Here is a 24,765-nt window from a genome sequence, read left to right as displayed (position 1 = left end):
ATATACTTCGAGCGGTATTTTTTATATTTCTATTTTCCAATTAATCATCGTTTCTGTAGTGTCAATTCTCTTCATATGTAATTTCTCTAATACACGAATCGAGCTATCATTTTCAAGAAGTGTCTCCGCAATAATCGTTTCTACTTCTCCTGTTTGAAAAGCCCAATTTATTAATTCTCTTACAGCTTCTGTCGCATACCCTTTATTCCAATATTTCTCAATAAATCCGTAACCAATTTCTACTGTATGTTCCTCATTTGGTTTCCCTTTAAATCCTATATCACCTAGAACGATGTCATCTTCTTTGCGAATGACATACCACGCGCCCCAAGGTAATAAAACCTTATTTTGTTTTACATTTTCTACATGCCCTACAATATGCGGACCACTGTTATATCCTTGCTCGTTAGCAACTTGCATACTCTCTTCTGTACACGGTACTATATAGAGTCTTTCTGTTTCTAATTTCATGTTAATTTCCCCTTTTTTGCTTAAACGTTTTTTTAATTATAACAAAAAATATGACCTTATTATGAATGTCGAATTATATTTTCAGAATTTTCTTTTATTTTTAAAGGGTTTTTCAATATTTTTTGCGAAACATTTGTATAACAATTTCTTTATTTGTTTTTTGTTACATAACAGTAGGTTCGGGTGGAGTTTTGCAAGCGTTTCCTATACAATAACCGATATTTTTTGACTTTTCCTAACAAAATATCTTGCAATATATTCAGAAAGTCATTACAATTGCCATATATTAAAAATCTTAGCAATATATCAAATCCTCATCAATCCGATGAGGTAGAGGTTGCGACTTTTATGAGTAAAACGGACGAGACACAGAGAATGTCACCAACTCCGTTTGAAAGGAAAAGTTGCCGAAGTTTATATTTCTTCTCTGGAAATATGAGCTGGGGCTGTCTCCGAAAGGAACAGAACTGTCACGTTTACAAAATTACCGTGTAAACGTGGGGTGCTATCTTAACGGAAGGGTATGATGGGGTGGTTATTTGTGAAACGTTCCGCCTAATTCCTTTGGCGGTTTTTTGTATTTTTCTCCCCCGCTCCTTCCTAACCTACAAGAAAAGGAGTGTTGAACATGAATAGCGCAACAAATCAATCTACCTCTAAAACGCAAACTACACAAGGACAAGGTGAATTAAAACGCGGATTAAAATCTCGTCACCTTACGATGATTTCTCTCGGTGGTACAATCGGTACCGGACTATTTCTTGCCAGCGGTGGTGTCATCCATACAGCTGGTCCTGGCGGTGCACTAGTCGCATACGCCGCAATTGGAATTATGGTTTACTTTTTAATGACAAGCTTAGCTGAACTCGCGGCTTACATGCCTGTTACCGGATCTTTTAGCACGTATGCAACAAAATTTGTTGATCCATCCCTTGGCTTTGCACTTGGATGGAACTATTGGTATAACTGGGCCATTACAATTGCTGCTGAACTCGCTGCTGTAACATTAATTATGAAATTTTGGTTCCCAGATACCCCTTCTCTTATTTGGAGTGGATTATGTTTAGCTATTATTTTCCTTTTAAACTATTTATCTGTTAAAGGGTTTGGTGAATCTGAATATTGGTTCGCACTTATTAAAGTAGTTACTATTATTATCTTTTTAATTGTCGGCTTTATGATGATTTTCGGAATTATGGGCGGCGAATCTGTTGGCTTTAAAAACTTCACTGTTGCAGATGCACCATTTAATGGCGGCATTATGGCAATTATCGGTGTATTTATGGCTGCTGGGTTCTCATTCCAAGGAACTGAATTATTAGGTGTAGCTGCTGGTGAAACTGCTGATCCAGAGCGTAACATTCCAAAAGCAATTCGTTCTATCTTTTGGCGTATTCTTTTATTCTATATCCTTGCGATTCTCGTTATCGGTTTATTAATTCCTTATACGACTGAAAGCCTTGCTGCAAGCGATGTAACAGTAAGTCCATTTACACTTATTTTTGAAAAAGCGGGCGTTGCCTTTGCTGCTTCTGTTATGAACGCTGTTATTTTAACGGCAGTATTGTCTGCTGGTAACTCTGGTATGTATGCATCAACTCGTATGCTTTGGGACTTAGCTCGCCAAGGAAAAGCACCAAAGTTTCTTGGTAAATTAGATAGCCGCGGTGTACCTGTTAACGCATTAATCGTAACGTCAATTGTCGGTAGTATCGCTTTCATTGCCTCTTTATTCGGTGACGGTGTTGTATACATTTGGTTATTAAACGCATCTGGAATGTCTGGCTTTATCGCATGGGTCGGAATTGCAATTAGTCATTACCGTTTCCGTAAAGCATATATCGCACAAGGAAAAGATTTGAAAGACTTACCATATAGAGCAAAATGGTTCCCGTTCGGTCCAATTTTCGCATTTGCACTTTGTGTCATCGTAATTTTAGGTCAAAACTACGGCGCATTTATGGGTGAATCAATCGATTGGAACGGTGTACTCGTTTCTTACATCGGTTTACCACTCTTCTTAGTACTATGGTTAGGATATAAATTTACGAAGAAAACGAAAGTGATTCCGCTCGATAAATGTGAATTGAAATAAAGTGAAACGAGCAAACAAATATGTTTGCTCGTTTTTTATTCCGATGCTTCTCCCTTCCCTATTTCTCCTGTTTTTGCAATAATAAAGGAAATATATATAAAGGTTGGGATACCATGAACATTCGTATTACTGATGAAGCAAAAGCAGCTATACATAAATTAGAACGTGAAGATAAAAAGATCATTCGCATTAGAGGAACAATGACAAACTCTTGTAGTATTTTCGTTGATGTTGATTTAATTTGGGATACATATGATGCAGATGATGTTGTATATAAAGATGCCGAGTTTATCGTACAAATGGATTCATTCACGAAAGACTACACTGGTGATACGGTGAAACTTGATTATAAGACGACAGGTTTTAGTATTACGACTCCGAGTGAGACTTTAGTTTATGGATTGTCGATTAAAAAATAAAAATTGTTTTCAGCTGACAAATGAGGTGAAAAAATGGGTAAATATGTTCCGTTAAAATTTTTATTTAATGAAGAATTAGCAGAAATAATGGCTGATTCTATTTGTAAACACGATCCTAATTTTCCGAAAAGAAACTTCGTATCTTCCGTAACATGTAAAGTTGAAAAATTAGAGTTAAAGCAACGTATAGAAGTAATAGCAGATGAATTACATACTGCATTACAAAAAGATTTTAATGAAGCAATACATATTTTACTGAAAACATTGGGGCCAGAAAACACAACAGAAGTAGGCACATTTACAAACGGATATATGTACATGCCTATTGCAAAATACGTTGAAAAATATGGGCTTAACGATTTTGAAACCTCATGTAACGCCATGTATGCAATAACAAAAAGGAATACTGCTGAATATGCCATTCGGCCTTTTCTTGAAACATACCATGAAAACACACTACACATATTACAACAGTGGATTCATGACGAAAACAGCCACATTAGGAGATTAGTTTCCGAAGGTACAAGACCAAGACTTCCTTGGGCTAAAAAAATGGGAGCTCTGAAAGGTGAATTTAAGAACAATTTACAGCTTCTTGAACCATTAATGAATGATCCTTCTAAATATGTCCAAAAATCAGTAGCCAATCATATTAACGATATTACGAAAGACGATAAAGAACTCGTTTTTCAATGGTTGCAGCAGTTACGTGATAAACAGCATCCTGTTAACCCTTGGATTATAAAACATGGGTTAAGAACGGTAATAAAAAGTGGTACTTTGCCAAAAGATTTTTCTTTTTAAGTATTTTAAACAAAACCGCTTATGCTTCAAAAATGAAGTATAAGCGGTTTTCTCTTTCAAACATTACCCTTGTCTTAAAATATTTTGAAACATTTTTGGCTTATTTCGTTCAAAGCTTTCTATAAGTTCTTTTCCAAATATCGTTATACTCTCCTCCCAAGGATGGCCTAAATAGCCCCACTTAAAGTCTTTCTGAATAAAGAAGTAGTAATCTCCATTCGGAAATACAGGTAGCATCCACTCATCAAATTCATTTCTTTCAAACTCAAAATGTGGATTCACCCAATAACACTCATGTTGCCAATCCAGTGCCATAATATATTCATTTGATCCTGTAATTTCTTGAAAAGCTTGTAACGCTTTATCTTCCAGATCGCTATATATATTTATATCTATCGATTCTCCAAAGCAATGAGAAATATCATATGTTACAAAAGGACTTGGCACCTTAAATGATGGGAATATAGAAACACTTGGTGAAAACTTAAGTTCACTATATATCTTGTCCCAAATTTGATTATTCTCTTTGTCCGTAAACTCTATCCAGTTTTCCATTAAACAACTACCTTCCCTACTAACTTCAAAGGATTTACACTCGATTATCCCGAATATATAAATAACCATTCTGACAAGGAGCGAATGTATATGAATCTATTCGAACACGAAACGTAAAAACGTTCCCCTTTAATAAGAGGTCCTCCTTTTTTTCTTTTTTCATCATATCATTTACTTACAAAATAGGAGGATACAATTATGAAACGTGATCCATTATTTTTAACTTTATTAGAAAGTGCTAATACAAATTTTAGCGGTTGGGATTTTTCTTTCATTTCAGAAACGGGTCGGATGAAGAGCGCACCTTTATCGTGGTCGTATGGCAGCGCTGCTTTCCAGCTTATGCAGCATGCAGAATCAATGGTAGATATGGGCACTGGCGGCGGAGAGTTTTTATCTATGTTACAACCGTTCTCATCAACTATTTTTGCGACTGAGGGCTATGCTCCAAACGTGCCGATTGCTCGGAAGAAATTAGAACCTTTAGGGGTTACAGTTATAGAGGTAACAGATGATACTGCTTTACCATTTCAAGATGGTCAGTTTAATTTAATCATAAATCAACATGAATCATATGCTGCTTCTGAAGTAAAAAGAATACTTTCTCCTAATGGAATATTTTTTACCCAACAAGTTGGTGGTCTCGATTGCGCGGAACTGAATGAACAGTTTAACACACCGCTAAATAGCGAATTTGCAAGTTGGTCGCTTGAAGCGGCATGTTGTGAGTTAAAGGAAAATGGATTTACTATTTTAGAAGAAAAAGAAGAGTTCCCTTTTCAACGCTTTTACGACATTGGCGCTATCGTCTATTATTTAAAAGCGATTCCGTGGCAAATTCCTGATTTTACTGTCGAAGGTTACAATGAGGAATTATATCGTATACATGAAATCATCTTACAAAAAGGTTATTTTGATGTGAAGCAACATCGATTTATGATTAAGGCAATTCGCAGTTAATCATGGAGTATATGAAAAAGAGATGGATCTACCATCTCTTTTTTATTTTCAGTCGATATTTTCTATATTTAAATACTTCGTTTCACAGTAATAGCCTTTGCCGCCAACATAAACCTTTTCTATTTTATTGTTGCTATCGGTTGCTAATTTAACTAATATTTCGGAAGGCGAGTGTAAAGAATAACCTTGTTCAAATACATAGACTTCTTTTTGTAAGTAGTGGTGTTCATACAGGTAGCAAGCTAATGCACCGTTTGAAGTTCCAGTCGCTGCTTCTTCATTAATGTCGTATAGCGGAGCAAAATTTCTGCATATAATTCGATTGTCATTAAAAGTATATAGATGCATCCCGACAACATTATAATACTTGCTGATTTCTTTAATTTTTTCAAAATTAGGTTGCATTGTATGTAATTGTGTTTCGCTTTTTATAGGAATTAAAATATCTTTTAAGCCCGTGGAGACAATTTGAATTGGGTATGTATTGTCTATATCTTTAATGTCAAAGCAGTCGATAAACTCATTTGGAGATATAACATCATAGAATATCGGTTCGTTTTGCTCCATGAATATGATGTCATCTTTTATGGTAATAGTAAGAACACCGCTGTTCGTTTCAATCGTATAGCGATTCTTGAAAAGTTTATTTACATGCATCAGTATCGCGAAAGAGCCAATTGTGGCATGCCCACATAAATCAACTTCCTCTTTTGGTGTAAAATACTCAATTTTATAATCAGCAATTTCAGACTCTGATATAAATGCGGTTTCCGCATAGCCCAGTTGTTTAGCTATTGCCATTTTTTGAGTAGTGGTCAATGTATTCTCCATAAATACCACTCCTGCTTTATTTCCGCCTTTATGATCCTTGCTAAATGCACTTGCAACATAAACAGATATTTTCATAAGACACCTTCCTTCCTCACTTATAGTAAATTGTAGCATAAAACGTACTACGTATATATATTGTTGGATAAATTCGTCATAAAGCTAGAGACAAACTATTTTTTAGCATCTGAACTCTCCAAAAATAGTTTGTCTACAGCCTGAGAGATGGATCTACCATCTCTTTTTCCCGTTTATTTAACAAAAATTTGTGGCAGCTTCTAGATCATTAAGTAAGTTCGCTTCTCGCAATCGCATCAGCTAATGTAATAAGTTGCTCGTGCGTTATCTTTCCGGCTAACTTTTCTTTTATAACTTTTTCCATTTCTTTTGTAATGGTCATACCTTCTATTTCTAGGCTCGCTTTAGCTGCCTCGAAAGCTTTATTCAGTTCATCCTCGCTTTTGAATGCCATAATTTAAGTTATCTCCTTCACATCATTTTCATTTCTTTTTCTAATGAAGCAAATTGTGTACTTATACATACGTCCATTTCCTTCCCTTTACACATGAGTTATTTAGCTTATTTTTAAGTAAAAACACTCGCCTTACAATTCCTTATCACATAATATATAGTACAACTTTCATACGTAAGCACTTTACGTAAAGCGAAAGAATCCTTTTTAGAAAGGAGAATTAACATCGATACTATAAGCAATGAATTTCTAAAACTTTATTACGACAGCAACGTTTGGTTACATGATACACACTGGCTCGGGGTCCCCATTTTCAAACTTCCCTCTGATCTTTTTTTGTATCAAGAAATTATTTACGAATTAAAACCCGATTTAATTATTGAATGTGGCACTTGTTATGGTGGTAGCGCATTGTATTTAGCTTCTATATTAGATTTAATTGGAAAGGGTCACGTTGTTACTATTGATATATTCCCTCAACCAAATCGTCCATCCCATGACCGAATTACGTATGTAACAGCTTCTTCTGTTTCTGTACATGCCGTTCAAACTATATTAAATATGCGCAAACCTGATGATGTGATTTTAGTTATTTTAGATTCTGATCATAGTAAAGATCATGTATCAAAAGAACTTTTACTTTATAAATCTATCGTTACTACTGGTAGTTATATTATTGTAGAGGATACATCTATTAATGGAAATCCTGTTTCTCCCGATTGGGGCCCCGGCCCAATGGAAGCTGTAGAAGAGTTTTTAGCTAAAAACAACAACTTCATAATTGATGAATCTAAACATAAGTTTTTCATTTCATTTAATCCAAAAGGTTTTTTAAAGAAGATAAAGTGAAACTTTAATAAGTGGGGTTGTGTATAACCCCACTTATTCTATAATCTTCATTTTTGAAAAAGGATAATATACAAATTCCACTTTGCCTATTATATTATCTTCTTCAATATATCCTAAGCCATTTCGACTATCTCTACTAAGTTCACGGTTATCTCCCATTACAAATAATTTATTTGGCGGGATTTTCGTCTTTTGAAAGTTATAAAACACTTGCGTATTATTGAATAAATCTTTATTTGTATACGGTTCTTCTTGCTTTTTATCATTCACATATACTGATCCATTCGTTATGTTAATTACGTCACCAGGAAGTCCTATTACTCGTTTTACATAATATTTCGACTCATCCTCTTCCTTTATAATGACAATTTCTCCGTGCTCTAAATTTGAAAAATGTACTGCTGCTTTATTTACAAATACGTAGTCTTCTTCATCTAAAGTCGGTTGCATCGATTTCCCTTCCACTTTACATAAAGTAAAAGAATGATAGGATACTACCAAAACAAACACGAAGAGTATGTATTTCCTCCAGCCTCTTTTAATCTCCTGCTTCATATCCATTCCCACCTTATTTAAACACTTTTTAACTCAAAAAATATATCACTGCACAATATGTCTCCATGCAGTGATACTATTTTTACTGGGCCTTGTTCGGCTGTTCTACTGGGACTGGATTTCCACCCGCTCTTTTCGTTTTCAATTCAAAATACGCATCCAAAATCTCTTTACCAATCGCGGAATTAATTCCTGATTTGTCATCATTCACCCAAGGTACAACAACTGAAAAAGCTACTTCCGGATCAGCATCATATGGTGCATAACCGGCAAGAGTTAAATTATAACATTTTTTCCGGTTATTGTTTTCATCTCTTCCAATATCACTTTCTCCACCGTATACAGTTTCAGCTGTTCCTGTTTTTCCAGCTGGTTTATACGGTAATCCTTTAAACGTTGCCGTACCTGTTCCGTCAGTTTCTTGAAAAACTCTTCTAAATCCTTCTTTTACATGATTAATGTATGAAGTGTCCATATCCACTCGATTTAAAATAACTGGTTCAATAGACCGAACAACTTTTCCAACATCCTCTGGTCTATGTGGTTGCTCTCTCACTTCTTGCACAATTTGTGGTTTCATTCGGTATCCGCCGTTTGCAATTGTTGACATATATTGAGCAAGCTGAAGCGGCGTATATGTATCATACTGTCCAATCGCGTAATCAAGTAAAAAACCAGGTATGTTATCTGTTCTACCCATTTGACCAATCGATTCATTCGGTAAGTCAATTCCAGTCGGTACACCTAAGCCAAACTGTCTAAAGTAGTAGCGCATTTTATTAAATGTCTCTTTTTTAATATCTAACGGATTGTTTGGCACATAATTAATACCTGCCATTTTTAATGCTGTATTAAACATATAAACGTTTGATGAAACTTGTAAAGCCCTTAAATCATCAATATCACCAAAATCTTTCCACGATTTCTTTGGCTTAGTACTTCCTTTAAAATACATTGGTGCATCAAAGAAATGCGTATACGGCTTAATTGCTTCAGTTTGATATCCGGCTAATAACGTAGCCCCTTTCACAGTTGACCCTAACTCATAAGAACTTGTCATCGTTCCTAAAGCGAAGTCTTCTATTTGCATTCCGCCATCTTTATTTACAATTTTCTTTCCTGCCATTGATAAAATTTGGCCGTTTTTCGGGTTCATCATTACAACGAACGCGCGATCCATCATCGGCTCTGCAGAATGAAATGCTCGTAAATTCTTTTCAAGACTTTCCTCTACTTTTTTCTGTAACTCCATATCTACTGTTAACATTAAATTATTTCCGCTTTTTCCTTCGGTCACTTTTTCAGTTCGAATAATATTTCCTGCTTTATCCGTAATATTTTTAGACTGTTCTTTCGTTCCATGTAATGCATCTTCGTACTGTTTCTCGATGTAACTCTTACCAATGCGATCATTTCGGTTATAATCACGCACTAAATAATAATCTAACTGTTCTCTCGGCAAGCCCTCATTTTCAGTAGAAACGCTACCAAGTATGGAACGAAGTATTTTATCATTTGGGTATTCACGTTCCCAATCCACTGTCGTATCCACTCCTGGCAAACTTGCCAATCTTTCACTTACAATTGCATATTCATTTTGACTTACATCTTTTTTAACAATTTGCGGCGTCATTTTATATCCCGCATTCATCCTACTTTTAATTGCTAGTACTTCTAAATCTTCTTTTGAAAGTTCGTTTAATTCTTCTTGCGTAATTCTTTCACGACGCAACTCTTCAACTTTTTTATCTAATTCTTTCCCCTCTATCTCTTGCTTCCTAAATGCACTCTCATCTTCTTTCGTTACTTTTTCTGCTGCTCGCTTTTCATTTAACTGCATCCAAAAATCTTTTTTATCTGTTTCTGTCAACTTATTTATATCTTCTGGCGACATTTCAATAAGCTGAGCTAAATTTCTTGCTACTTGTAAAACTTCTTTCGAATCTACTCCTTTCATTTTCGTATATGTAACGGTTCGTAGTGGTTTATTATTTACAATCACTTGACCTTGCCGATCAAACATTTTCCCTCTAGGAACAGGAGTGCTTACCGTTACATCTTCCTTTTTGTTCACTTCATTTCTATACGTTTCTCCATCAATGATTTGTACTTTACCTAATTGAATTATAATAGCTGAAAATAAAAGAAAGACGATAAAAAATAGTACATTTAATCGAAAAGGAATATGAGTCTTTTTCTTTTTCGATTGTTTCTTCTGCTCCTTTTTCTGTCTCATTTCGCTCCCTCACTTCATTCTATTAACATTTCTACATAGAACCATTATGTATCAAATTTATTTATATGATATATATAGAATTTTATATTAATTACTAAAGAAATAAAAGATTTAATTTTCAGTTTTTTTGATTTTATGTCCTATTTATTACCATTCCCCTTAATTCGTCATAACATGAATTTTATTCAAACAAAAAACTGAGGTGTTCTCTATACACCTCAGTTTTTCATAAAAATAATAACTTATTTAACCGACGATACACCTTCAACAAATTCACCAATCTTATTTTGAAAAACATAATCAAAGTTATATTCTTGCCCTGTTAACTCTTCATTTACTAAAATTGTTGTTGCCCCTATTTCCTTCTTTGCGATTTGTGGGAATGAAGCGACAGGTTGTACTTTTAACGACGTTCCCATAACGATAAGTACATCTGTTTCATATAAACGTGTTATCGCATTTTGATATTGCGGCAATGTATCTCCGTATAAAACAACGTCTGGATTTAAAATGAAATTACACTTCTCGCAGCGAGGCACTTCATGATCAATCATATACTGCAAATCATATCCCGCTTTACACTTCGGACAATGTGCTGTTTGAAGTGTTCCATGTAAATCAATGACATGCTTACTACCACCTAGTTGATGTAAACCGTCAATATTTTGCGTTAAAATCGTAATGTCTTTCCCTTGTTCTTCTAATTCAGCTAAAAAGCGATGGCCGCGATTTGGTTTATATTGATGAAACGTATTAATTTGAAAGATTTCTTTATAATGCTTCCAAAATTCTTTCGGACTCCTATTATAATATCCCCTTGATAAATACATCTCCACATTCGCATCAGCATATAATCCATTTGCTGAACGAAAATCTGGGATACCACTTTCCGTACTTGCTCCTGCACCTGTTAACGCTGTAATTTTCTTCGCTTTTTCTAAAATTGAACGTACTTCTTCAAATTGTTGCACAAAAATCACCTCTATGTATTTTCCTATACTTATTATACCAGTTGTTTACAAGAGGTGTTGTCTTTGTATAAAGAACTCTTTAAACTTCCTTATTTTATATAGTTTTTCTTGATGATATCTTTTGCATTATTGTACAGAAATACAAGGAAGATAACTGCTAGGATACCGTTTACCCAATAATATGTATTTCCAGAAGTAAACCTATTATAAAAGGATTGAGCATTATAATATAATAGCCCCGCTGAAAGCACAGTAGAGAATACTAACATACCAAAACTTTTCAAGATATCCACCTCAATTTCCAAAATCCCAATTTTTACAATAATTATACATGAGAATGGGCGAATTTAAAATATGCAATGTACCCTATCATTATCAAGTGAACGATATATCCTTCTTCCAAACAAAAATAACAACTACATACGCACTTCGGTACTACCTCAGAATCTTACTTAATGCGTCGTACCCCCAATTTCTACAATATCAACCTCAACTATCGTCGTTACCTCAACCGCCAGTTCTATCCCTTTACGAATAGTAGAAAGTGACATACTCGGTTGGCCTGGATAATTGCTCGCTTGTTCTGGTAAGAACGGAATATGAATAAATCCGCCTTTTATTTTCTTATCACGCTTCTCTAGTTCATGCATGAGACCGTAGAATAAATGATTACAAACGAATGTACCTGCTGTTTGTGAAACGGAAGCTGGTATCCCTTCTTCTTGTAGCTTTTTTACAATTGCTTTCATCGGAAGTGTAGACCAGTAGGCAGCTGATCCTTCTTCTACAACCGGTACATCTACGGGCTGATTTCCTTCATTGTCAGCAATTCTTGCATCATCAACGTTAATTGCAACACGCTCTATCGTAATATCTGGTCTGCCCCCAGCTTGTCCGATACATATAATCATTTCAGGGTTTAGTTCTTCTATATACTCTTTTAAAACTTGTATTGATTTATGAAATACAGTTGGTACTTGTTTACTAATAATCTTGTATTCTCCGATTGTTTTTTCGTGCAAACTTTTTGCGACTTCCCAAGCTGGGTTGATGCTTTCTCCGCCGAATGGATCAAATCCTGTTAGTAATACTGTTTTCATAGTTTTCCCTCCTAATTAGAAACGATATACAAGGCCGTACATAATAAACATATTTATGATAAAGATTGAAAGAGCAATTGGTACTTGCGCTTTAATAACTGCATTTTTATCTTTTAGCTCTAAAAGCATTGCCGGAACGATATTAAAGTTTGCTGCCATTGGAGTAAGCAATGTTCCGCAATATCCAGCAAACATACCAAGCGCTGCCATAATTGCCGGATTTCCACCGTGCATTTGAACAATTAAAGGTAAGCCAATTCCGCCAGTAATAACGGCAAACGCTGCGAATGCATTTCCCATTACGACTGTAAAGAGCATCATTCCTAAACAATATGCCATAACAGCAACGAACGGATACTCTGTCGGTAATACTTGTCCGACTAAATCAGAAACGACTTGTCCAACGCCAGATTTTGCAAAAATACCACCAAGTGCCGCTAACATTTGTGGTAAAATAACAGCCCAACCGACAGCTTGTAATAGTCTGCTTCCTTCTTGCACAGGCGTTGTTATTTTCGATTTTGTAATACGCATCGCCGCAATGAATGCAAGTAGTGCCCCAAGTGCTAATGCAACTAATGTGACTTTATCTGGATCAACAAGGGATACATTCCCCCATTTAATCTTCCCTAACGTTAACGTACCGATAATTGTAAAAATAGGAATTAATAGTGCAGGCATAAAAATTTTATTTTTTAATTTCTCCGCATGTTTCACACGTTCTTGTACTGGAACTTCTTTCTCCTCTGATTTTGTTACTTTATTTAATGAAGCTAACACGACCATAGCAAGCACAATACAACCAACGTAAAACGAAGGAATTACATTTCCAAATAAAAATGTAACTGCAAACAATGCCCAAAATAAGCTAGAACCAAATCGATTTGGATGCTCACGATCAAACGCAATACGAACAGCGATAAATGCAACGATTATACCTAATACGTAATAAATTGTATCCATAGTTATGATGTTCATATTATATTGCCTCCTTCTCTTCTTTTCCTTCTGTCTTCATTGTTTTCTCTATATATTTATCAAACCTTCTAAACCTAATCCAGCTCACGATAAGTGCAGATATTGCAGTTGGAATACCCCAAAGTGCCATATCCCATACACCGACATGCATACCTACTGAATCGAAGAATCCTTTCATTAATAAAATGGCACCAGTTGCGATAAAAATGTCTTCTCCGAAAAACCAAGCTGTATTTTCCGCAGCTGCTGCGTTTGCTTTAATCTTCTCTCTTAATTTTTCAGGAAGTTTACCGTATTTACCTTGCGCAGCCCCTTCTGCCATCGGTGCAACGAGCGGTCTTACTGTTTGCGCATGACCACCAATGTTCAGCCCCAGTGCTGCTGATGATTCTCTTATCGTAAAATATGACATTAATACTCTTCCAGTTGTTGCACCTTTAGATTTCGTTATAAGTGCTTCTGCTCTTTCTTTTAAACCGTAACGCTCTAAAATTCCAATTACCGGTAAAGTTAATATTATTGGCATAGACATATATCTATTTTCTATGAAAAATTTACCGAACATGCTAATGACATCATAAAAGCTTAACCCTGAAACCATACCAGTAACAATACCTGCAACCATAACTACTAATAGTGTATTTAATCTAAATAAAAAACCAACTGCAACAAGTAATATCCCGATTAATTTAATCATTCCAGCACTTCCCCCTATTCTTTATTTCGGTGCACAAATAGAAATACCATTAAGTTCGAATGTTCTGTATATTTTTTCCGCAAATTGGACTGCTTTCTCTCCATCACCATGTAAACAAATTGTTTGTGCTTGAACTGCTACTTTCTCTCCGCTCACCGCGTTTACATACCCTTCTTTCACCATTTGAAGCACTTGCTTTATCGCTTCGTCTTCATTTTTTATGAGCGCATTTTCTTCTGTACGACTTGTCAACGTTCCATCTTGCTTATACGTACGATCTGCAAAAGCTTCTTGTACGAGAGTTATATTGTATTTTTCCGCAGCCTGTATAAACGCCTCGCTATTTGCTAATCCGTAAAGTAATAGAGTTGGATTCACATGAGAAATTGCCTTTGCGATTGCATTTGTAATTTCTAGATTAGTTACTGCCATATTATATAAAGCACCGTGCGGTTTTACATGATGTATCTTCCCGCCAGCTGCTTTCACAAAAGCGTCTAATGCACCGATTTGATATAAAACGTAATCGTATACTTCACTTGCTGAAACATTCATGTTTCTTCTTCCAAATCCAATTAAATCAGGAAAACCAGGATGCGCGCCAATTGCTACGTTATGCTGCAGTGCCTTTTCGACCGTTTTCCTCATTACAGTCGGATCACCCGCATGAAAACCACAAGCAACATTTATAGAGGAAACGAACGGAAGAATTCCATCATCATTCCCCATTTTATAAGCTCCAAAACTTTCTCCTAAATCACAATTTAAATCGATTGTCGTCACGATATTCCCCTCCTAATGTCAACTTCGTAAAGTGATGAATTTCTTTAATAGATTCATATTTACTTCTTGTTCTATGTACAATTGTTCCGCTTCCTCAAGTGTAATTTTCTCAAAAGATACATAGTCCCCCGGTTTTAACTGAGCAAGAAGTGGTAAATCTACTGAAATAATATTTCCCATTCTCGGATAGCCACCTGTCGTTTGCCTATCTGCCATTAATATAATCGGCTGTCCTCCATTAGGAACTTGAATGGTCCCAAATGTAACCGGACTCGATAAAATCTCTTTTTCTTCCACTCTATTTAAAACTTCTCCTTCAACTCTATAGCCCATACGGTCAGCGTAATTAGATACTTTATATTCTTTCGTAAAAAATGCCTGTATACTTTCTTCTGTAAATTGATCATATTCAAAATCAGTTATAACGCGAAGCTTAGGGTACTTCTTATACTTTGGCAGTACGCTTTTGCTAATTGCCCATTTCGTTTTGATTTGCTCCTCCTTTTGTAAGTCTTGAATGAAACGACTCGCTATTTCTGAGTGGGTACCAATTTGAAAATAATCTCCTTTTTTCAGCATTCTTCCCTCAATACCACCAATCGCAGCACGTATATAAGTACTTTTGCTTCCCATCGTATGATCAATATGTATACCACCTGCAAAAGTCACATACGCTCTGCAACCGTTTTTCACTTTCCCAAAACAAAGCATGCTACCTTCTTCCGCTAAAATGGGACGCCATAACGGAATACGCTTCCCATTCAGTAACGGCTCCATATTTGCTCCACCAATTGCGAGTAACGTCGTTTTCTTTATTAACAATTTCGGTCCCATAATCGTCATTTCGAGTCCCGCTTCATTCTCTTCATTACCGACTAATATATTGATCATCCGAAGTGCACTTTGATCCATGGCCCCGCCAACTGGTACACCGTATTGTTGATAATGAGCTCGCCCTAAATCTTGGACTGTTGTAAACATTCCTGCATGTAAAACTTCTACATCCATTCTTTAGCCCCCTCAAGTGATACGTACTCTTCCTTCGTTATTGGGATAAATCGTAAATACATACCGCTTTGAATATATGTTGGTGTTTCTTCTTCTGGATTAAATAAGGAGATTGGAGTTCGGCCGATAATATTCCATCCTCCTGGTGTTTCAAGCGGATATATACCTGTTTGATTCCCACCAATCCCTACTGAACCGGGAGGTATTTGTAACCGCGGCGTTTCTTTTCTAGGTGTTTCTAGTTCTTTTGATAGTCCTCCTAAATACGGGAACCCTGGTGTAAAACCTAACATATACACAAAATATGTTGTTTCACTATGTATACGAATAACATCCTCCGCTTGTAACCCTCTAGAATGTGCGACCTCTTCTAAATCAGGTCCATATTCTCCCCCGTAGCAAACAGGTATAGAAATATGTTTCACATCTTGATTCACTTCTTCTTTATATGAATTACATAGCTCTTTTATATATTGACAAACGTAATGATACGGCCCTTCACTTCTCCCATTTCGCTTCCATACTTCGTATACATTGTAGTAGACAGCTAATGAAGTGAAAGATGGCACACACTCAACCATTCCTGCAAACGGATGCTGCCTTAACGCTTGAAACAATCGCTGCACTTTTTCGTATGTCTCCATCCCAATTTCTTCACCAAATGTAACAATAATTGCTTGATCCCCTAACGCAGAAAATTTCATCCCACTCCCTCTTTCTATGCCAAAAAGCCGAGTTCTTTCGAAATGCGATGTGCTGTTTCTTTCACCTTCGCAATAAAATATGAAATGTTACTTTCGCTGTACTCAATTGCTAATCCCGAAATACTAATACCCGCTACAACCGTTCCATCGCTTGCAAAAATGGGCGCTGCTATAGCCGCTGTATGATTTTCTAACTCCGAGTAGCTAATTGTATGTCCTTCCTTTTTCGCCATTTGCAACACTTCTAGCAATTGTTCCTTATCCACAATTGTTCCATCTGCAAACTGTTTTAAATCCGTTTCCTCTATGTATTTCCGTTTCTCTTCCTCAGAGAAATACGATAGTAAAATTCTCGGACATGCACCCGCATAAAGTGGCGCTCTTCTTCCAACTGCCGTATACACGCGTACAGGCTGAACGCCTTCCATCTTTTCCACATAAATCGCGTCATTACCATCTTGAATAATTAAATTAACTGCCTGTCCTAAACTATCTCTAAGCTCTTTCATATATGGAATCGCAATATTCCTTACTGATAATCTTTGTGAAACAAGTTGACCGAACCGTAAAAATACGACCCCTAAACGATATTTCCCCTTCTCGTTTTTTTGTAAAAACTCCATTTCTTCTAACGAGCCAATTAAACGATAAACAGATGTTTTCGGCATACTCGTAAGCTGAACCATCTCTGTTAAACTTAGCTCTTCATGCTCATAAAACAACTCTAAAATATCCATTGTCTTAACTGCCGTTTTATTTATACTCATTCTATCTCCCTCTTGTTCCGAATTTCGAAACTTAAATTCCGTTTTTTGAAACGAATATATAATTTAAAATTATAAAATATTCTTTCAATTCTATCAATATTTTTTTCAAGCGTATGACTCGATATATTTGTCAGTAATTTAAAAAACGTCAATAATTCAATTCTTTTGTAAATTTTCACATTAAACCATTACATATCCAACATATTCCAATTATCATGATATATGTAAAACAACATATAAAGAGTGTTTCTTTTAAAAAAGTTGCTAGTAATTCCTGCTATTATGTTATCTTTTTGTATAGGTTATAATGTGACATTTGCGACAAATGAAGATACTCATTCAACCGCTAAAGTTGCCCAACATCATAAAATAGCGAACGAAGAAATTCATTTTTTCGGATCAAGTATTTCTGACTTTTACTATTCTCACGGGGATGACTTAAGCGTTCTTGTAAAAAATATAGGCGATTCTCCTTTTAGTTACACTTTATATACTGCTAAAGATTCTTGGATGATTGACGGAACTTTAAAACCTGGGGAACAAGCGATCAACGAATTTAGTATAAATTGGAGCGATTGGCTTCCTGAAGGTGAATATAAGATTAAATTCAGGAATAATGATGGTTCTCTTTCAAAAGTTCAAGTTATAGCAAAACCAAACATTTAAATAAAGCACAAAAAAAGTATGGAAGAATATTCTTCCATACTTTTTGTTTTATAACGCTCTTACTTGTTTCAACGGCCAGAAAACAGCTTGGCCTTTTCCGACAATTTCATCTTCTGAAATAAATCCGAACATTCGACCGTCTTTCGAAACTTCACGATTATCTCCTAAAACAAACACTTGGCCTTCTGGCACTTTCGTTTTTCCAGTGATTTGTTCTAACGTAAAGTCTGGAGTTAGTACACGGCCTGCTGCTTTTTCTTTAAACTCTTTTAAATATGGTTCTTCCATCGCTGTTCCGTTTACATATAACACATCGTTTTTATACTCCACTGTATCGCCTGGTAAACCAATCACTCGTTTTACTAAATCGTATCCTTCTTTTCCGTGGAAGACGATAATATCAAAGCGATCTAATCCACTTATACTATAACCAATCTTATTCACAAGAACTCGTTCGTTATTTTCTAAAGTAGGCATCATCGATTCACCTTGTACTAATGAAGGTGTAAATAAAACACCGCGAATAATAGCAATTAATAAAAGAGTAAATCCTATCGTTTTAGCCCATGAGAATAATTCTTTCTTCGTATTTTCCTTCATCGTTTCTCCTCTTTCTTAACTGTTTATTGTATAATTTGAACTAATTCTTGTACTAAATTAAGATCAATTTCAGAAAAACATGATTTCCCTTCTCTTACCGCTGTACCGACATGTGCTTGCGAAATTCCAGTTTCATCTAGTAATTTCTTTATATTTTCTTTCGTCACGCCAGCTCCAGCAACAAGTTGAATTTGGCCATCGCTTACCTTTTGCATTTCTGCAAGCACCGGAATATTATCTACTATATTTCCTTGTCCACCTGAAGTTAAAACGTGAGTCACTTTATGAAACTTCTTTAAAGTTCTCATCGCTTCTACTGGATTTTCTGTATCATCTATTGCACGGTGATATGTGACATTTATCCTGTCTACCACAGATAATAAATCCGCTAGTTTCTTTTCATCCACTTCATTTCGTTCATTTAATACACCTAATACAACACCAGCTACTCCTAATTTCTGAGCAACTACAATATCTTCTTTCATCATTTCAATTTCTTCTTCCGTATATGTAAAAGATTTCGCATGCGGACGAATCATAACGTGAATTGGTACATGTACTGCTTCTACCGCTTTTTTAATAAATGCATAACTCGGCGTTAAACCGCCTTCTGTATAAGATGAAATTAATTCAATTCGCTTCCCGCCAGCTCGTTCAATTCGTTTCACATCTTCTAAACATGTTGCAATAACCTCTAGCATGAGATGACCTCTTTTCGTGCTTTTTTCTTATTATACAGTAGGTGAAATAAGAAGCATAGCATTCTCCTATAAAACTATAAAAAGAAGAATGAAAAGAAAGATTTTTTTTATTGATTGCCTTCATTGTTAATATTATATTCTACTAAAAAAGGAGTAACCCCTAGAACTTCTGACTAGGTGTCACTCCTTTTTATTTTACAAAAATACTAGGTTTCCCCTATACATTTAGTTATTTTTCTTAGTTACTTCATTATAATAGTGGCTAAATCCTTCTACTAATGCGTCAACTGACGCATACAATTCTTCTGGTGTATTATCTACCCCTCCCATTTCAATAAGTAATGCATTCGGAGAAAGGTCTTGATTATATACTCCGTTCCCGCTTTTACGATCTTTAATAAAAATGCCTCGGCTTAAACCGTAATACTTTTCATCTAAATATGAATTGATTGCCGTTACTATTTTTTTATTTTTTTCATAGTTAGGATTTTCTCGTCCTAAAATAAAATAGAGCCGTGCATAATTCTTTCCGTTAATATTTTTTGTTGTAATATTTTTTCGTGCATCATCTCTATGGAGGTCCATTGGGAACATAATATTTTTATCTTGCGTTAATTTATCTTGTAATATTTGACGGGACCCTTTATAAGATTGGGCCCAATTTAAATTTTTATTTCGCAGAAAATCCCTCATATTTGTCGTATCATGCGAAACACCTATTCCTTTTTCTTCTAATTTTTGTTTTAAATAGTTTCCAACAAACGTAATATTCACTTCATTATTTGTACTGGAAGCATCATCGGGTACAGTAGCACCTGGAATAAGAGGAATAAACGATTCCCAACTATGTGTATGATAAATAAAAACTTTATTTTCACTGTTATTTTGTGTATTTGAATTTTTATCAGTAGAATTGTTTTCTTTCCCACTCTTTGGGCGCTCAACAGCAGTACCTTTATCTTTAATTTTATCTAAAGGAATGCTGGATTCTTCAGGAATGTTCGTATAATCTGTTCCTTCCCCAGCAATTAATATTTCCGAATAAAATTGATTCATATTAGGAAGTTCTCTAGTTAATAAACTTCGGAGATCATTTACATTAATGTTTGTAGAAAGTGACAGTAAAAAAGATTCCAAAGACGCTCGTCCTTTTTCTTGATGAAATTCTTCTGCAAAATAACGATTTTCACTTCCTATCATATACATAAGACCTTTAGTAGAATTCGTTCCTAATAACTGATTCATATAAAATGATTTAAATACGCTGGAATTACTAGAAATGACGAATGAAGTGAGGATACATATAATCGTGAATAAAATACATATCACTACATATCTTACATTCAATACTTTCAGTTTCACTTTATTCATTTTATATCTCCCTTCATTTACTATATTCTTACGCATAATTTTTAAGTAATATGATTACTAATTTAATAGAATTGCCTCAAAAATTTTAAAAGAAATGAAATAACCTGAGTCTATATAAATATAGTACTCAGGTTATTTCATGCCGTTTACTTGACAGAAGACACTGCATTTTAATGGGATTTTTTATTTTCCATGTCAATGCCTAATTGGTCTTTCAATAACTTCATACCTTTTTTTGTAAGATGGACGGCTCTATTCTTATCCGTTTTTGTAATCCATTCCTGTTCAAAAAATAGTTTTGCTATCGCAGATCCTAACCAACCAGCAATATGGTAGCGTCGTTCACTCCAATCAAGACAAGGTTTTGCAAATACCCTTCTCTTTATATCTGCCGTTTCAATATTTATTCCAAAATTCAGAAACCACTGCTTACCTTGTTCCGTTACAATGTATTCTCCTTTCTCTAAAATTATAAATTCCTTATCTAATAATTTTTCGGTTATCTCTACACCGAGTTTGCCTGCAAGATGATCATAGCAAGTTCGAGCATAACGAACTTGTTTTAGTTGATCCGATTGTTTTAAAGAACGAACTTGGACTGTTGGTGCGATTGTTCCTAACTTTTCAAGAACTTCTGCTACCTCTTGATTAGCAAGTCGATAGTAACGATGTCTACCATGTTGTTCAACTGTAAGTAGATTCCCCTCTACTAATTTAGAAAGATGGGAACTAATCGTTGGATGTGACACTTTTGCCTTATAAGCCAATTCGCTAGCAGGTAGTGCCTGATTATTCATTAGACAATCTAAGATAATTGCTCTTGTAGGTTCAGCAATTAGTTTAGCTATATATGAGATATTCGGATATACATTCATATTTCGATGATACCCTAACTATTAAACTGATACAATTATTTTAAGTTTAATAGTAAAGGAGAATGTATTATGAATGCAATTGATCTTAGTATATTAAATTTGAAAGAAACGAGAAGGCGCTCAGAAAAATTATGGAATTCTCTTCCCGATAATTTTCTTAATTGGAAGCCTGATCATGAAGCTATGTCCTTTGGTGAGATGATTCGTCATGTATGGAGCTCAACTTTTTACTATCATATGATTTTAAAAAACAACGGCTCAATACATGATATACATTTCCCGTATGATGACGAGCCAATTACTTGTGTAAAAAAGGAAATTGAATTGGCACAATCGTACTTTACTGACTTTATAGAATATGTTCAATCCATAAGCATAGCTGAGCTAGATTCAACCCTTATTGATCGAAGCGATGTTGGCTATGAAAGATATTTAGGCGACATGCTATTACGAATTGCCTATCATGATGCGGTCCATGCTGGTCAATTTTTACAATATTTACGAATTATAAACTTGGAAAGACCTTTAATCTGGGATTAAATATAACAAATGTTTACAAAGCTTTCAAACTGGCATTATAATAATACGCAACCAATTATCTAGCTAGTCAAAATTCTTTCCGTTAGTTAAAAAGAGCAATTTAGTTGTTGTACGATAATTAATATATGGGGATGATCACGTGAAAAAGCACTCTGAATTAAAAAAGCATTTATGTGAACTGGAGGAAAAACTATTAGAACCTAAAACTCGTACAAATCCAACAGAACTGGACAAATTACTTGCAGACGACTTTTTTGAGTTTGGAAGTTCGGGAAACGTTTGGTATAAGAAGGATTCTGTTGGTGGAGACGGACTTAGTGTGAGAGAAATGACTCTTTCTAATTTTGAAATATACCCTTTATCGAAGGATACTGTGTTGGCGACATATCTTGTAAGAGATGAAACTAGAATGCAGAATACTTTGCGAAGTTCCATTTGGAAACTGATAGATGGAAAATGGCAAATGTTTTTCCATCAAGGAACACTTACAAAATCATGATAACCATTTATACTAAAAATCTACATCTCAATTTGGTACGTCGTACACATAAAAAGCACGTGTTCGATTACTAATCAAACACGTGCTTTCAAAACAACTATATTGTCCATAAACAATAAAATGTAAGTTAAAAAAACTACGACCGAAACGCCGCATCCGCTAACATAGATAGTGTTGCATCATCCATCGGCGGATTGTGCAATCCTGCTCTGACGTTTAAATAGTAACGATGAAGCGGATTTTTTTCTGATAAACTTTTTGCCCCTACGATGCGCATTGATTTATCCACTATTGATATCGCCGCATTTGTTACGGCGTATTTCACTGCCGCTAATTCTGCTTGCAGTGATAGTTTATCTTCTGCCTCATCGTACTTTTTCGCAATTTGATATAAAAAGACGCGAGCTTGCATAAGCTCAAGTTCTAATTCTCCAACTAATCTTCTAACATTCGGCAATAAACTAATAGAATGATTTAAACTGTTTGGCTTGTATGATCCCGCAAATTGAACCGCATAATTTCTTGCTGATTGTGCAATTCCTAAATAACATGCTGGTATATGTAGCAACCAGCCAATACCCTTTTGTTTCACTTTCCCGCCCAATACATTCGTAAAAAAGCGACTTTCTATCTCTACATTTTGTAAGACAAGGTCGTGACTAGCAGTCCCTCGCATCGCAACGCTATCCCACGTTTCTTCAATGGATACACCGAGCGTATTTCTGGGAATGACAAACTCACCAACTTCTTCTCGGCCTTCCACACTCGCTGAAATAATAAAATAATCAAGTATTGGCGCCATCGTTGTAAAAGTTTTTCTTCCATTTATAATCCACTTCTCGCCTTGTTGAACCGCTATCGTTTCTGGCTTACCACCACGCGTCGGACTCCCTGTTTTTGGTTCTGTTGCTGCCCTGTTAAAAAGCGCACCGTTACGTACTTCTTCGCAAAACCATTTGAACATCTCATCATTCCAAGAGTGATTTTCCGCTAGCTCTTTCACAATGCCAATATGCCAGCCAATCGATAACGCAGTAGCTCCGCAGCCTTCCGCGATTTTCTCTTGAAATAAAACGAAGTCATATAAAGAAATCGCACTACCACCAAATTCCTTCGGTAACGTTAATTTCGTATATCCGATATCTTTCAAATCACTTATATTTTCATACGGAAATGATCCTAATTCACTTAGTTGATGCTCTCTTTCCATGAACTTCGGAATCAATTTATTTATTTGTTCAATAATGAAAGATTGTTCTTCTGTTTCAACAAATGAGAGTGCCATACTATAATCTCCTTTATGTTCGATTCATCAACCGCTCACTTTTTCATTATGATTATATGAAGCTACCTCTCTATTGTTTCACTATTCCGATAAAAATACAATGTTTTTGACCAATAAGAAAAGTTCCCATTTAAAATAGGTTCTTTTCTTATATTAGTCTCCCTTCAATGCCTTTAACGGCAAAGAGGTTACATATCCAATGTACGAGAATAATTCTTTAAAGAAGAATGGTATTTCTGTGTCTAACGTTTTATATGCTGATGTCGGCGTTGGTGAAGCATACGCTTCAATATTAATATGTTTTGCGATTCTCATTGCGCGTTTCATATGAAGTGGATCACTTACAATCGTGTATGTGCGTATTCCGTTCTCTATTCCAACTTCCTTCGCATTCTTTAAGTTTTCTTCTGTGAAAAGGGATTTTGTTTCAATTAAAATATCTTCCTCTTTTACACCTTGTTTCATTGCATATACTCTTGCAGTACGCGCTTCCTCAAGTTCTGCCTCGAACTTTGTACCACCTGTAAAAATAATCTTTTTAATATTTCCGTTCTTATATAAAGAAATCGCATGATTAATTCTTTCTTTAAATACAGGAGATGGTTTTCCGTTCCATGAAGCTGCTCCTAATACAATACCAGCATCCGTTTTCACACTATCATCTGTTTTAAAACGATAGCTCCAAATATCGTAAGCTGCATAACTTACATATAAAATAGCAGAACAAATCATTAGTAAAAATACTTGAAAGATTCGTCTTTTCTTACTCTTCTTATTTTCTTTCATTTGTAATTGCCTCCGTACATCATCCATACTTCTATAAAAAAACATTTATATCAAATCGTTTCGTTTGAGTTTATTTAAAAGAAGGAACTTTACTTGTTATTTATGTATAAAAGGGTTTTCATTTAAAATTGAGGATTATCAATTCATTTTTATTTGCGGTTTTCATTACATGTTTTAAATTCATAAGTTT

General features: G+C 35.2%; 29 protein-coding genes and 1 riboswitch. Of the genes, 8 read left to right on the top strand and 21 right to left on the bottom strand.

Annotation, left to right across the window (positions count from 1 at the left end):
- Window positions 1-21: 21 nt before the first annotated feature.
- A complete protein-coding gene (locus tag AC1Q8N_RS01010; RefSeq protein WP_098643025.1) occupies window positions 22-471 on the bottom strand; it encodes a GNAT family N-acetyltransferase in 450 nt (149 codons plus the stop codon).
- A gap of 323 nt (window positions 472-794) precedes the next feature.
- Window positions 795-987: riboswitch (Lysine riboswitch) on the top strand.
- A gap of 112 nt (window positions 988-1,099) precedes the next feature.
- Here AC1Q8N_RS01010 and AC1Q8N_RS01005 point away from each other — a divergent pair.
- The 3 genes from AC1Q8N_RS01005 (at window position 1,100) to AC1Q8N_RS00995 (ending at window position 3,789) form a co-directional block, all read left to right on the top strand.
- Window positions 1,100-2,566 (top strand): amino acid permease, encoded by a 1,467-nt coding sequence (locus AC1Q8N_RS01005; protein WP_001083398.1) that lies wholly within the window; start codon window positions 1,100-1,102, stop codon window positions 2,564-2,566.
- A 113-nt stretch (window positions 2,567-2,679) separates the two neighbouring features.
- Window positions 2,680-2,985: an iron-sulfur cluster biosynthesis family protein gene (locus tag AC1Q8N_RS01000; RefSeq protein WP_001026165.1), complete on the top strand. Its 306-nt coding sequence runs from the start codon at window positions 2,680-2,682 to the stop codon at window positions 2,983-2,985.
- 33 nt (window positions 2,986-3,018) lie between these two features.
- The gene (locus AC1Q8N_RS00995) at window positions 3,019-3,789 is read left to right on the top strand and encodes a DNA alkylation repair protein (protein WP_098643024.1); all 771 of its coding nucleotides are present in this window, start codon (window positions 3,019-3,021) and stop codon (window positions 3,787-3,789) included.
- Window positions 3,790-3,852: 63 nt separating this feature from the next.
- Here AC1Q8N_RS00995 and AC1Q8N_RS00990 read toward each other — a convergent pair whose 3' ends face one another.
- The gene (locus tag AC1Q8N_RS00990; RefSeq protein WP_098643023.1) at window positions 3,853-4,344 is read right to left on the bottom strand and encodes a DUF2716 domain-containing protein; all 492 of its coding nucleotides are present in this window, start codon (window positions 4,342-4,344) and stop codon (window positions 3,853-3,855) included.
- A gap of 198 nt (window positions 4,345-4,542) precedes the next feature.
- On the opposite strand from AC1Q8N_RS00990, the gene AC1Q8N_RS00985 reads away from it, so the two are divergent.
- The gene (locus AC1Q8N_RS00985; protein WP_048547774.1) at window positions 4,543-5,304 is read left to right on the top strand and encodes a class I SAM-dependent methyltransferase; all 762 of its coding nucleotides are present in this window, start codon (window positions 4,543-4,545) and stop codon (window positions 5,302-5,304) included.
- A gap of 48 nt (window positions 5,305-5,352) precedes the next feature.
- Here the strand turns inward: AC1Q8N_RS00985 and AC1Q8N_RS00980 are convergent, their stop codons facing one another.
- Complete coding sequence (locus AC1Q8N_RS00980; protein ID WP_098079355.1) at window positions 5,353-6,210, bottom strand: PhzF family phenazine biosynthesis protein; 858 nt, start codon at window positions 6,208-6,210, stop codon at window positions 5,353-5,355.
- Between the two features lie 208 nt (window positions 6,211-6,418).
- On the bottom strand, window positions 6,419-6,604 hold the full coding sequence (locus AC1Q8N_RS00975; RefSeq protein WP_048547778.1) for an antitoxin VbhA family protein: 186 nt from the start codon (window positions 6,602-6,604) through the stop codon (window positions 6,419-6,421).
- A gap of 225 nt (window positions 6,605-6,829) precedes the next feature.
- Between AC1Q8N_RS00975 and AC1Q8N_RS00970 the strand changes: the two genes are divergently transcribed.
- Window positions 6,830-7,453 (top strand): CmcI family methyltransferase, encoded by a 624-nt coding sequence (locus tag AC1Q8N_RS00970; RefSeq protein WP_053078552.1) that lies wholly within the window; start codon window positions 6,830-6,832, stop codon window positions 7,451-7,453.
- 33 nt (window positions 7,454-7,486) lie between these two features.
- On the opposite strand, the gene lepB (AC1Q8N_RS00965) is transcribed toward AC1Q8N_RS00970, so the two are convergent.
- The 11 genes from lepB (AC1Q8N_RS00965) to AC1Q8N_RS00915 all read right to left on the bottom strand — a co-directional run bounded on the left by lepB (AC1Q8N_RS00965) (window position 7,487) and on the right by AC1Q8N_RS00915 (window position 17,252).
- Window positions 7,487-8,008, bottom strand: a complete 522-nt coding sequence (gene lepB / locus AC1Q8N_RS00965; protein ID WP_493521002.1) for a signal peptidase I — start codon at window positions 8,006-8,008, stop codon at window positions 7,487-7,489.
- Between the two features lie 82 nt (window positions 8,009-8,090).
- Window positions 8,091-10,244, bottom strand: coding sequence for a peptidoglycan D,D-transpeptidase FtsI family protein (locus tag AC1Q8N_RS00960; protein WP_048547784.1), 2,154 nt, complete (start codon window positions 10,242-10,244; stop codon window positions 8,091-8,093).
- A gap of 242 nt (window positions 10,245-10,486) precedes the next feature.
- Window positions 10,487-11,224 (bottom strand): NAD-dependent protein deacylase, encoded by a 738-nt coding sequence (locus AC1Q8N_RS00955; protein ID WP_088110319.1) that lies wholly within the window; start codon window positions 11,222-11,224, stop codon window positions 10,487-10,489.
- An 80-nt stretch (window positions 11,225-11,304) separates the two neighbouring features.
- Window positions 11,305-11,499 (bottom strand): hypothetical protein, encoded by a 195-nt coding sequence (locus AC1Q8N_RS00950; protein WP_048547791.1) that lies wholly within the window; start codon window positions 11,497-11,499, stop codon window positions 11,305-11,307.
- A gap of 168 nt (window positions 11,500-11,667) precedes the next feature.
- Complete coding sequence (gene pcp, locus AC1Q8N_RS00945; protein WP_048547793.1) at window positions 11,668-12,315, bottom strand: pyroglutamyl-peptidase I; 648 nt, start codon at window positions 12,313-12,315, stop codon at window positions 11,668-11,670.
- Window positions 12,316-12,330: 15 nt separating this feature from the next.
- Entirely contained in the window at window positions 12,331-13,293 is a 963-nt protein-coding gene (locus tag AC1Q8N_RS00940; RefSeq protein ID WP_046959846.1) for a DUF979 domain-containing protein, read from the bottom strand.
- Window position 13,294: 1 nt separating this feature from the next.
- Window positions 13,295-13,990 (bottom strand): DUF969 domain-containing protein, encoded by a 696-nt coding sequence (locus tag AC1Q8N_RS00935; RefSeq protein ID WP_000593393.1) that lies wholly within the window; start codon window positions 13,988-13,990, stop codon window positions 13,295-13,297.
- A 21-nt stretch (window positions 13,991-14,011) separates the two neighbouring features.
- Window positions 14,012-14,773, bottom strand: coding sequence for a 5-oxoprolinase subunit PxpA (gene pxpA, locus AC1Q8N_RS00930; RefSeq protein WP_098079358.1), 762 nt, complete (start codon window positions 14,771-14,773; stop codon window positions 14,012-14,014).
- 18 nt (window positions 14,774-14,791) lie between these two features.
- Complete coding sequence (locus tag AC1Q8N_RS00925; RefSeq protein ID WP_098080620.1) at window positions 14,792-15,781, bottom strand: 5-oxoprolinase subunit C family protein; 990 nt, start codon at window positions 15,779-15,781, stop codon at window positions 14,792-14,794.
- The gene (gene pxpB, locus AC1Q8N_RS00920) at window positions 15,772-16,485 is read right to left on the bottom strand and encodes a 5-oxoprolinase subunit PxpB (RefSeq protein WP_098069184.1); all 714 of its coding nucleotides are present in this window, start codon (window positions 16,483-16,485) and stop codon (window positions 15,772-15,774) included. The genes AC1Q8N_RS00925 and pxpB overlap by 10 nt, the downstream gene beginning before the upstream one ends.
- A gap of 14 nt (window positions 16,486-16,499) precedes the next feature.
- Complete coding sequence (locus tag AC1Q8N_RS00915; RefSeq protein WP_048547800.1) at window positions 16,500-17,252, bottom strand: IclR family transcriptional regulator; 753 nt, start codon at window positions 17,250-17,252, stop codon at window positions 16,500-16,502.
- Window positions 17,253-17,534: 282 nt separating this feature from the next.
- Between AC1Q8N_RS00915 and AC1Q8N_RS00910 the strand changes: the two genes are divergently transcribed.
- Entirely contained in the window at window positions 17,535-17,918 is a 384-nt protein-coding gene (locus AC1Q8N_RS00910; protein WP_493521001.1) for a hypothetical protein, read from the top strand.
- 48 nt (window positions 17,919-17,966) lie between these two features.
- On the opposite strand, the gene lepB (AC1Q8N_RS00905) is transcribed toward AC1Q8N_RS00910, so the two are convergent.
- From lepB (AC1Q8N_RS00905) to AC1Q8N_RS00890, 4 genes are all read right to left on the bottom strand, one after another.
- Window positions 17,967-18,518: a signal peptidase I gene (lepB, locus tag AC1Q8N_RS00905; protein ID WP_048547804.1), complete on the bottom strand. Its 552-nt coding sequence runs from the start codon at window positions 18,516-18,518 to the stop codon at window positions 17,967-17,969.
- A 23-nt stretch (window positions 18,519-18,541) separates the two neighbouring features.
- Window positions 18,542-19,219 (bottom strand): copper homeostasis protein CutC, encoded by a 678-nt coding sequence (locus AC1Q8N_RS00900; RefSeq protein ID WP_098048420.1) that lies wholly within the window; start codon window positions 19,217-19,219, stop codon window positions 18,542-18,544.
- A 225-nt stretch (window positions 19,220-19,444) separates the two neighbouring features.
- Window positions 19,445-20,590 carry a stage II sporulation protein P gene (locus AC1Q8N_RS00895; protein WP_098643022.1) on the bottom strand — a complete coding sequence of 382 codons (1,146 nt, stop codon included), beginning with the start codon at window positions 20,588-20,590 and terminating at the stop codon, window positions 19,445-19,447.
- Window positions 20,591-20,760: 170 nt separating this feature from the next.
- On the bottom strand, window positions 20,761-21,465 hold the full coding sequence (locus tag AC1Q8N_RS00890; protein ID WP_048547809.1) for an ArsR/SmtB family transcription factor: 705 nt from the start codon (window positions 21,463-21,465) through the stop codon (window positions 20,761-20,763).
- 69 nt (window positions 21,466-21,534) lie between these two features.
- Here AC1Q8N_RS00890 and AC1Q8N_RS00885 point away from each other — a divergent pair, with 69 nt between their 5' ends.
- Window positions 21,535-22,005 (top strand): DinB family protein, encoded by a 471-nt coding sequence (locus AC1Q8N_RS00885; RefSeq protein WP_098079365.1) that lies wholly within the window; start codon window positions 21,535-21,537, stop codon window positions 22,003-22,005.
- 139 nt (window positions 22,006-22,144) lie between these two features.
- On the top strand, window positions 22,145-22,504 hold the full coding sequence (locus AC1Q8N_RS00880; RefSeq protein WP_098069189.1) for a nuclear transport factor 2 family protein: 360 nt from the start codon (window positions 22,145-22,147) through the stop codon (window positions 22,502-22,504).
- A 136-nt stretch (window positions 22,505-22,640) separates the two neighbouring features.
- On the opposite strand, the gene AC1Q8N_RS00875 is transcribed toward AC1Q8N_RS00880, so the two are convergent.
- Both AC1Q8N_RS00875 and AC1Q8N_RS00870 read right to left on the bottom strand, forming a co-directional pair.
- On the bottom strand, window positions 22,641-23,789 hold the full coding sequence (locus AC1Q8N_RS00875; RefSeq protein ID WP_048547812.1) for an acyl-CoA dehydrogenase family protein: 1,149 nt from the start codon (window positions 23,787-23,789) through the stop codon (window positions 22,641-22,643).
- Window positions 23,790-23,942: 153 nt separating this feature from the next.
- A complete protein-coding gene (locus tag AC1Q8N_RS00870; RefSeq protein ID WP_000662223.1) occupies window positions 23,943-24,575 on the bottom strand; it encodes a YdcF family protein in 633 nt (210 codons plus the stop codon).
- Window positions 24,576-24,765: the final 190 nt, after the last annotated feature.

The organism is Bacillus sp. GW823-FHT06B01, assembly GCF_058952315.1.
The sequence above is the reverse complement of the archived record's forward strand: the minus strand, read 5'-3'. Positions and strand labels throughout refer to the sequence as shown.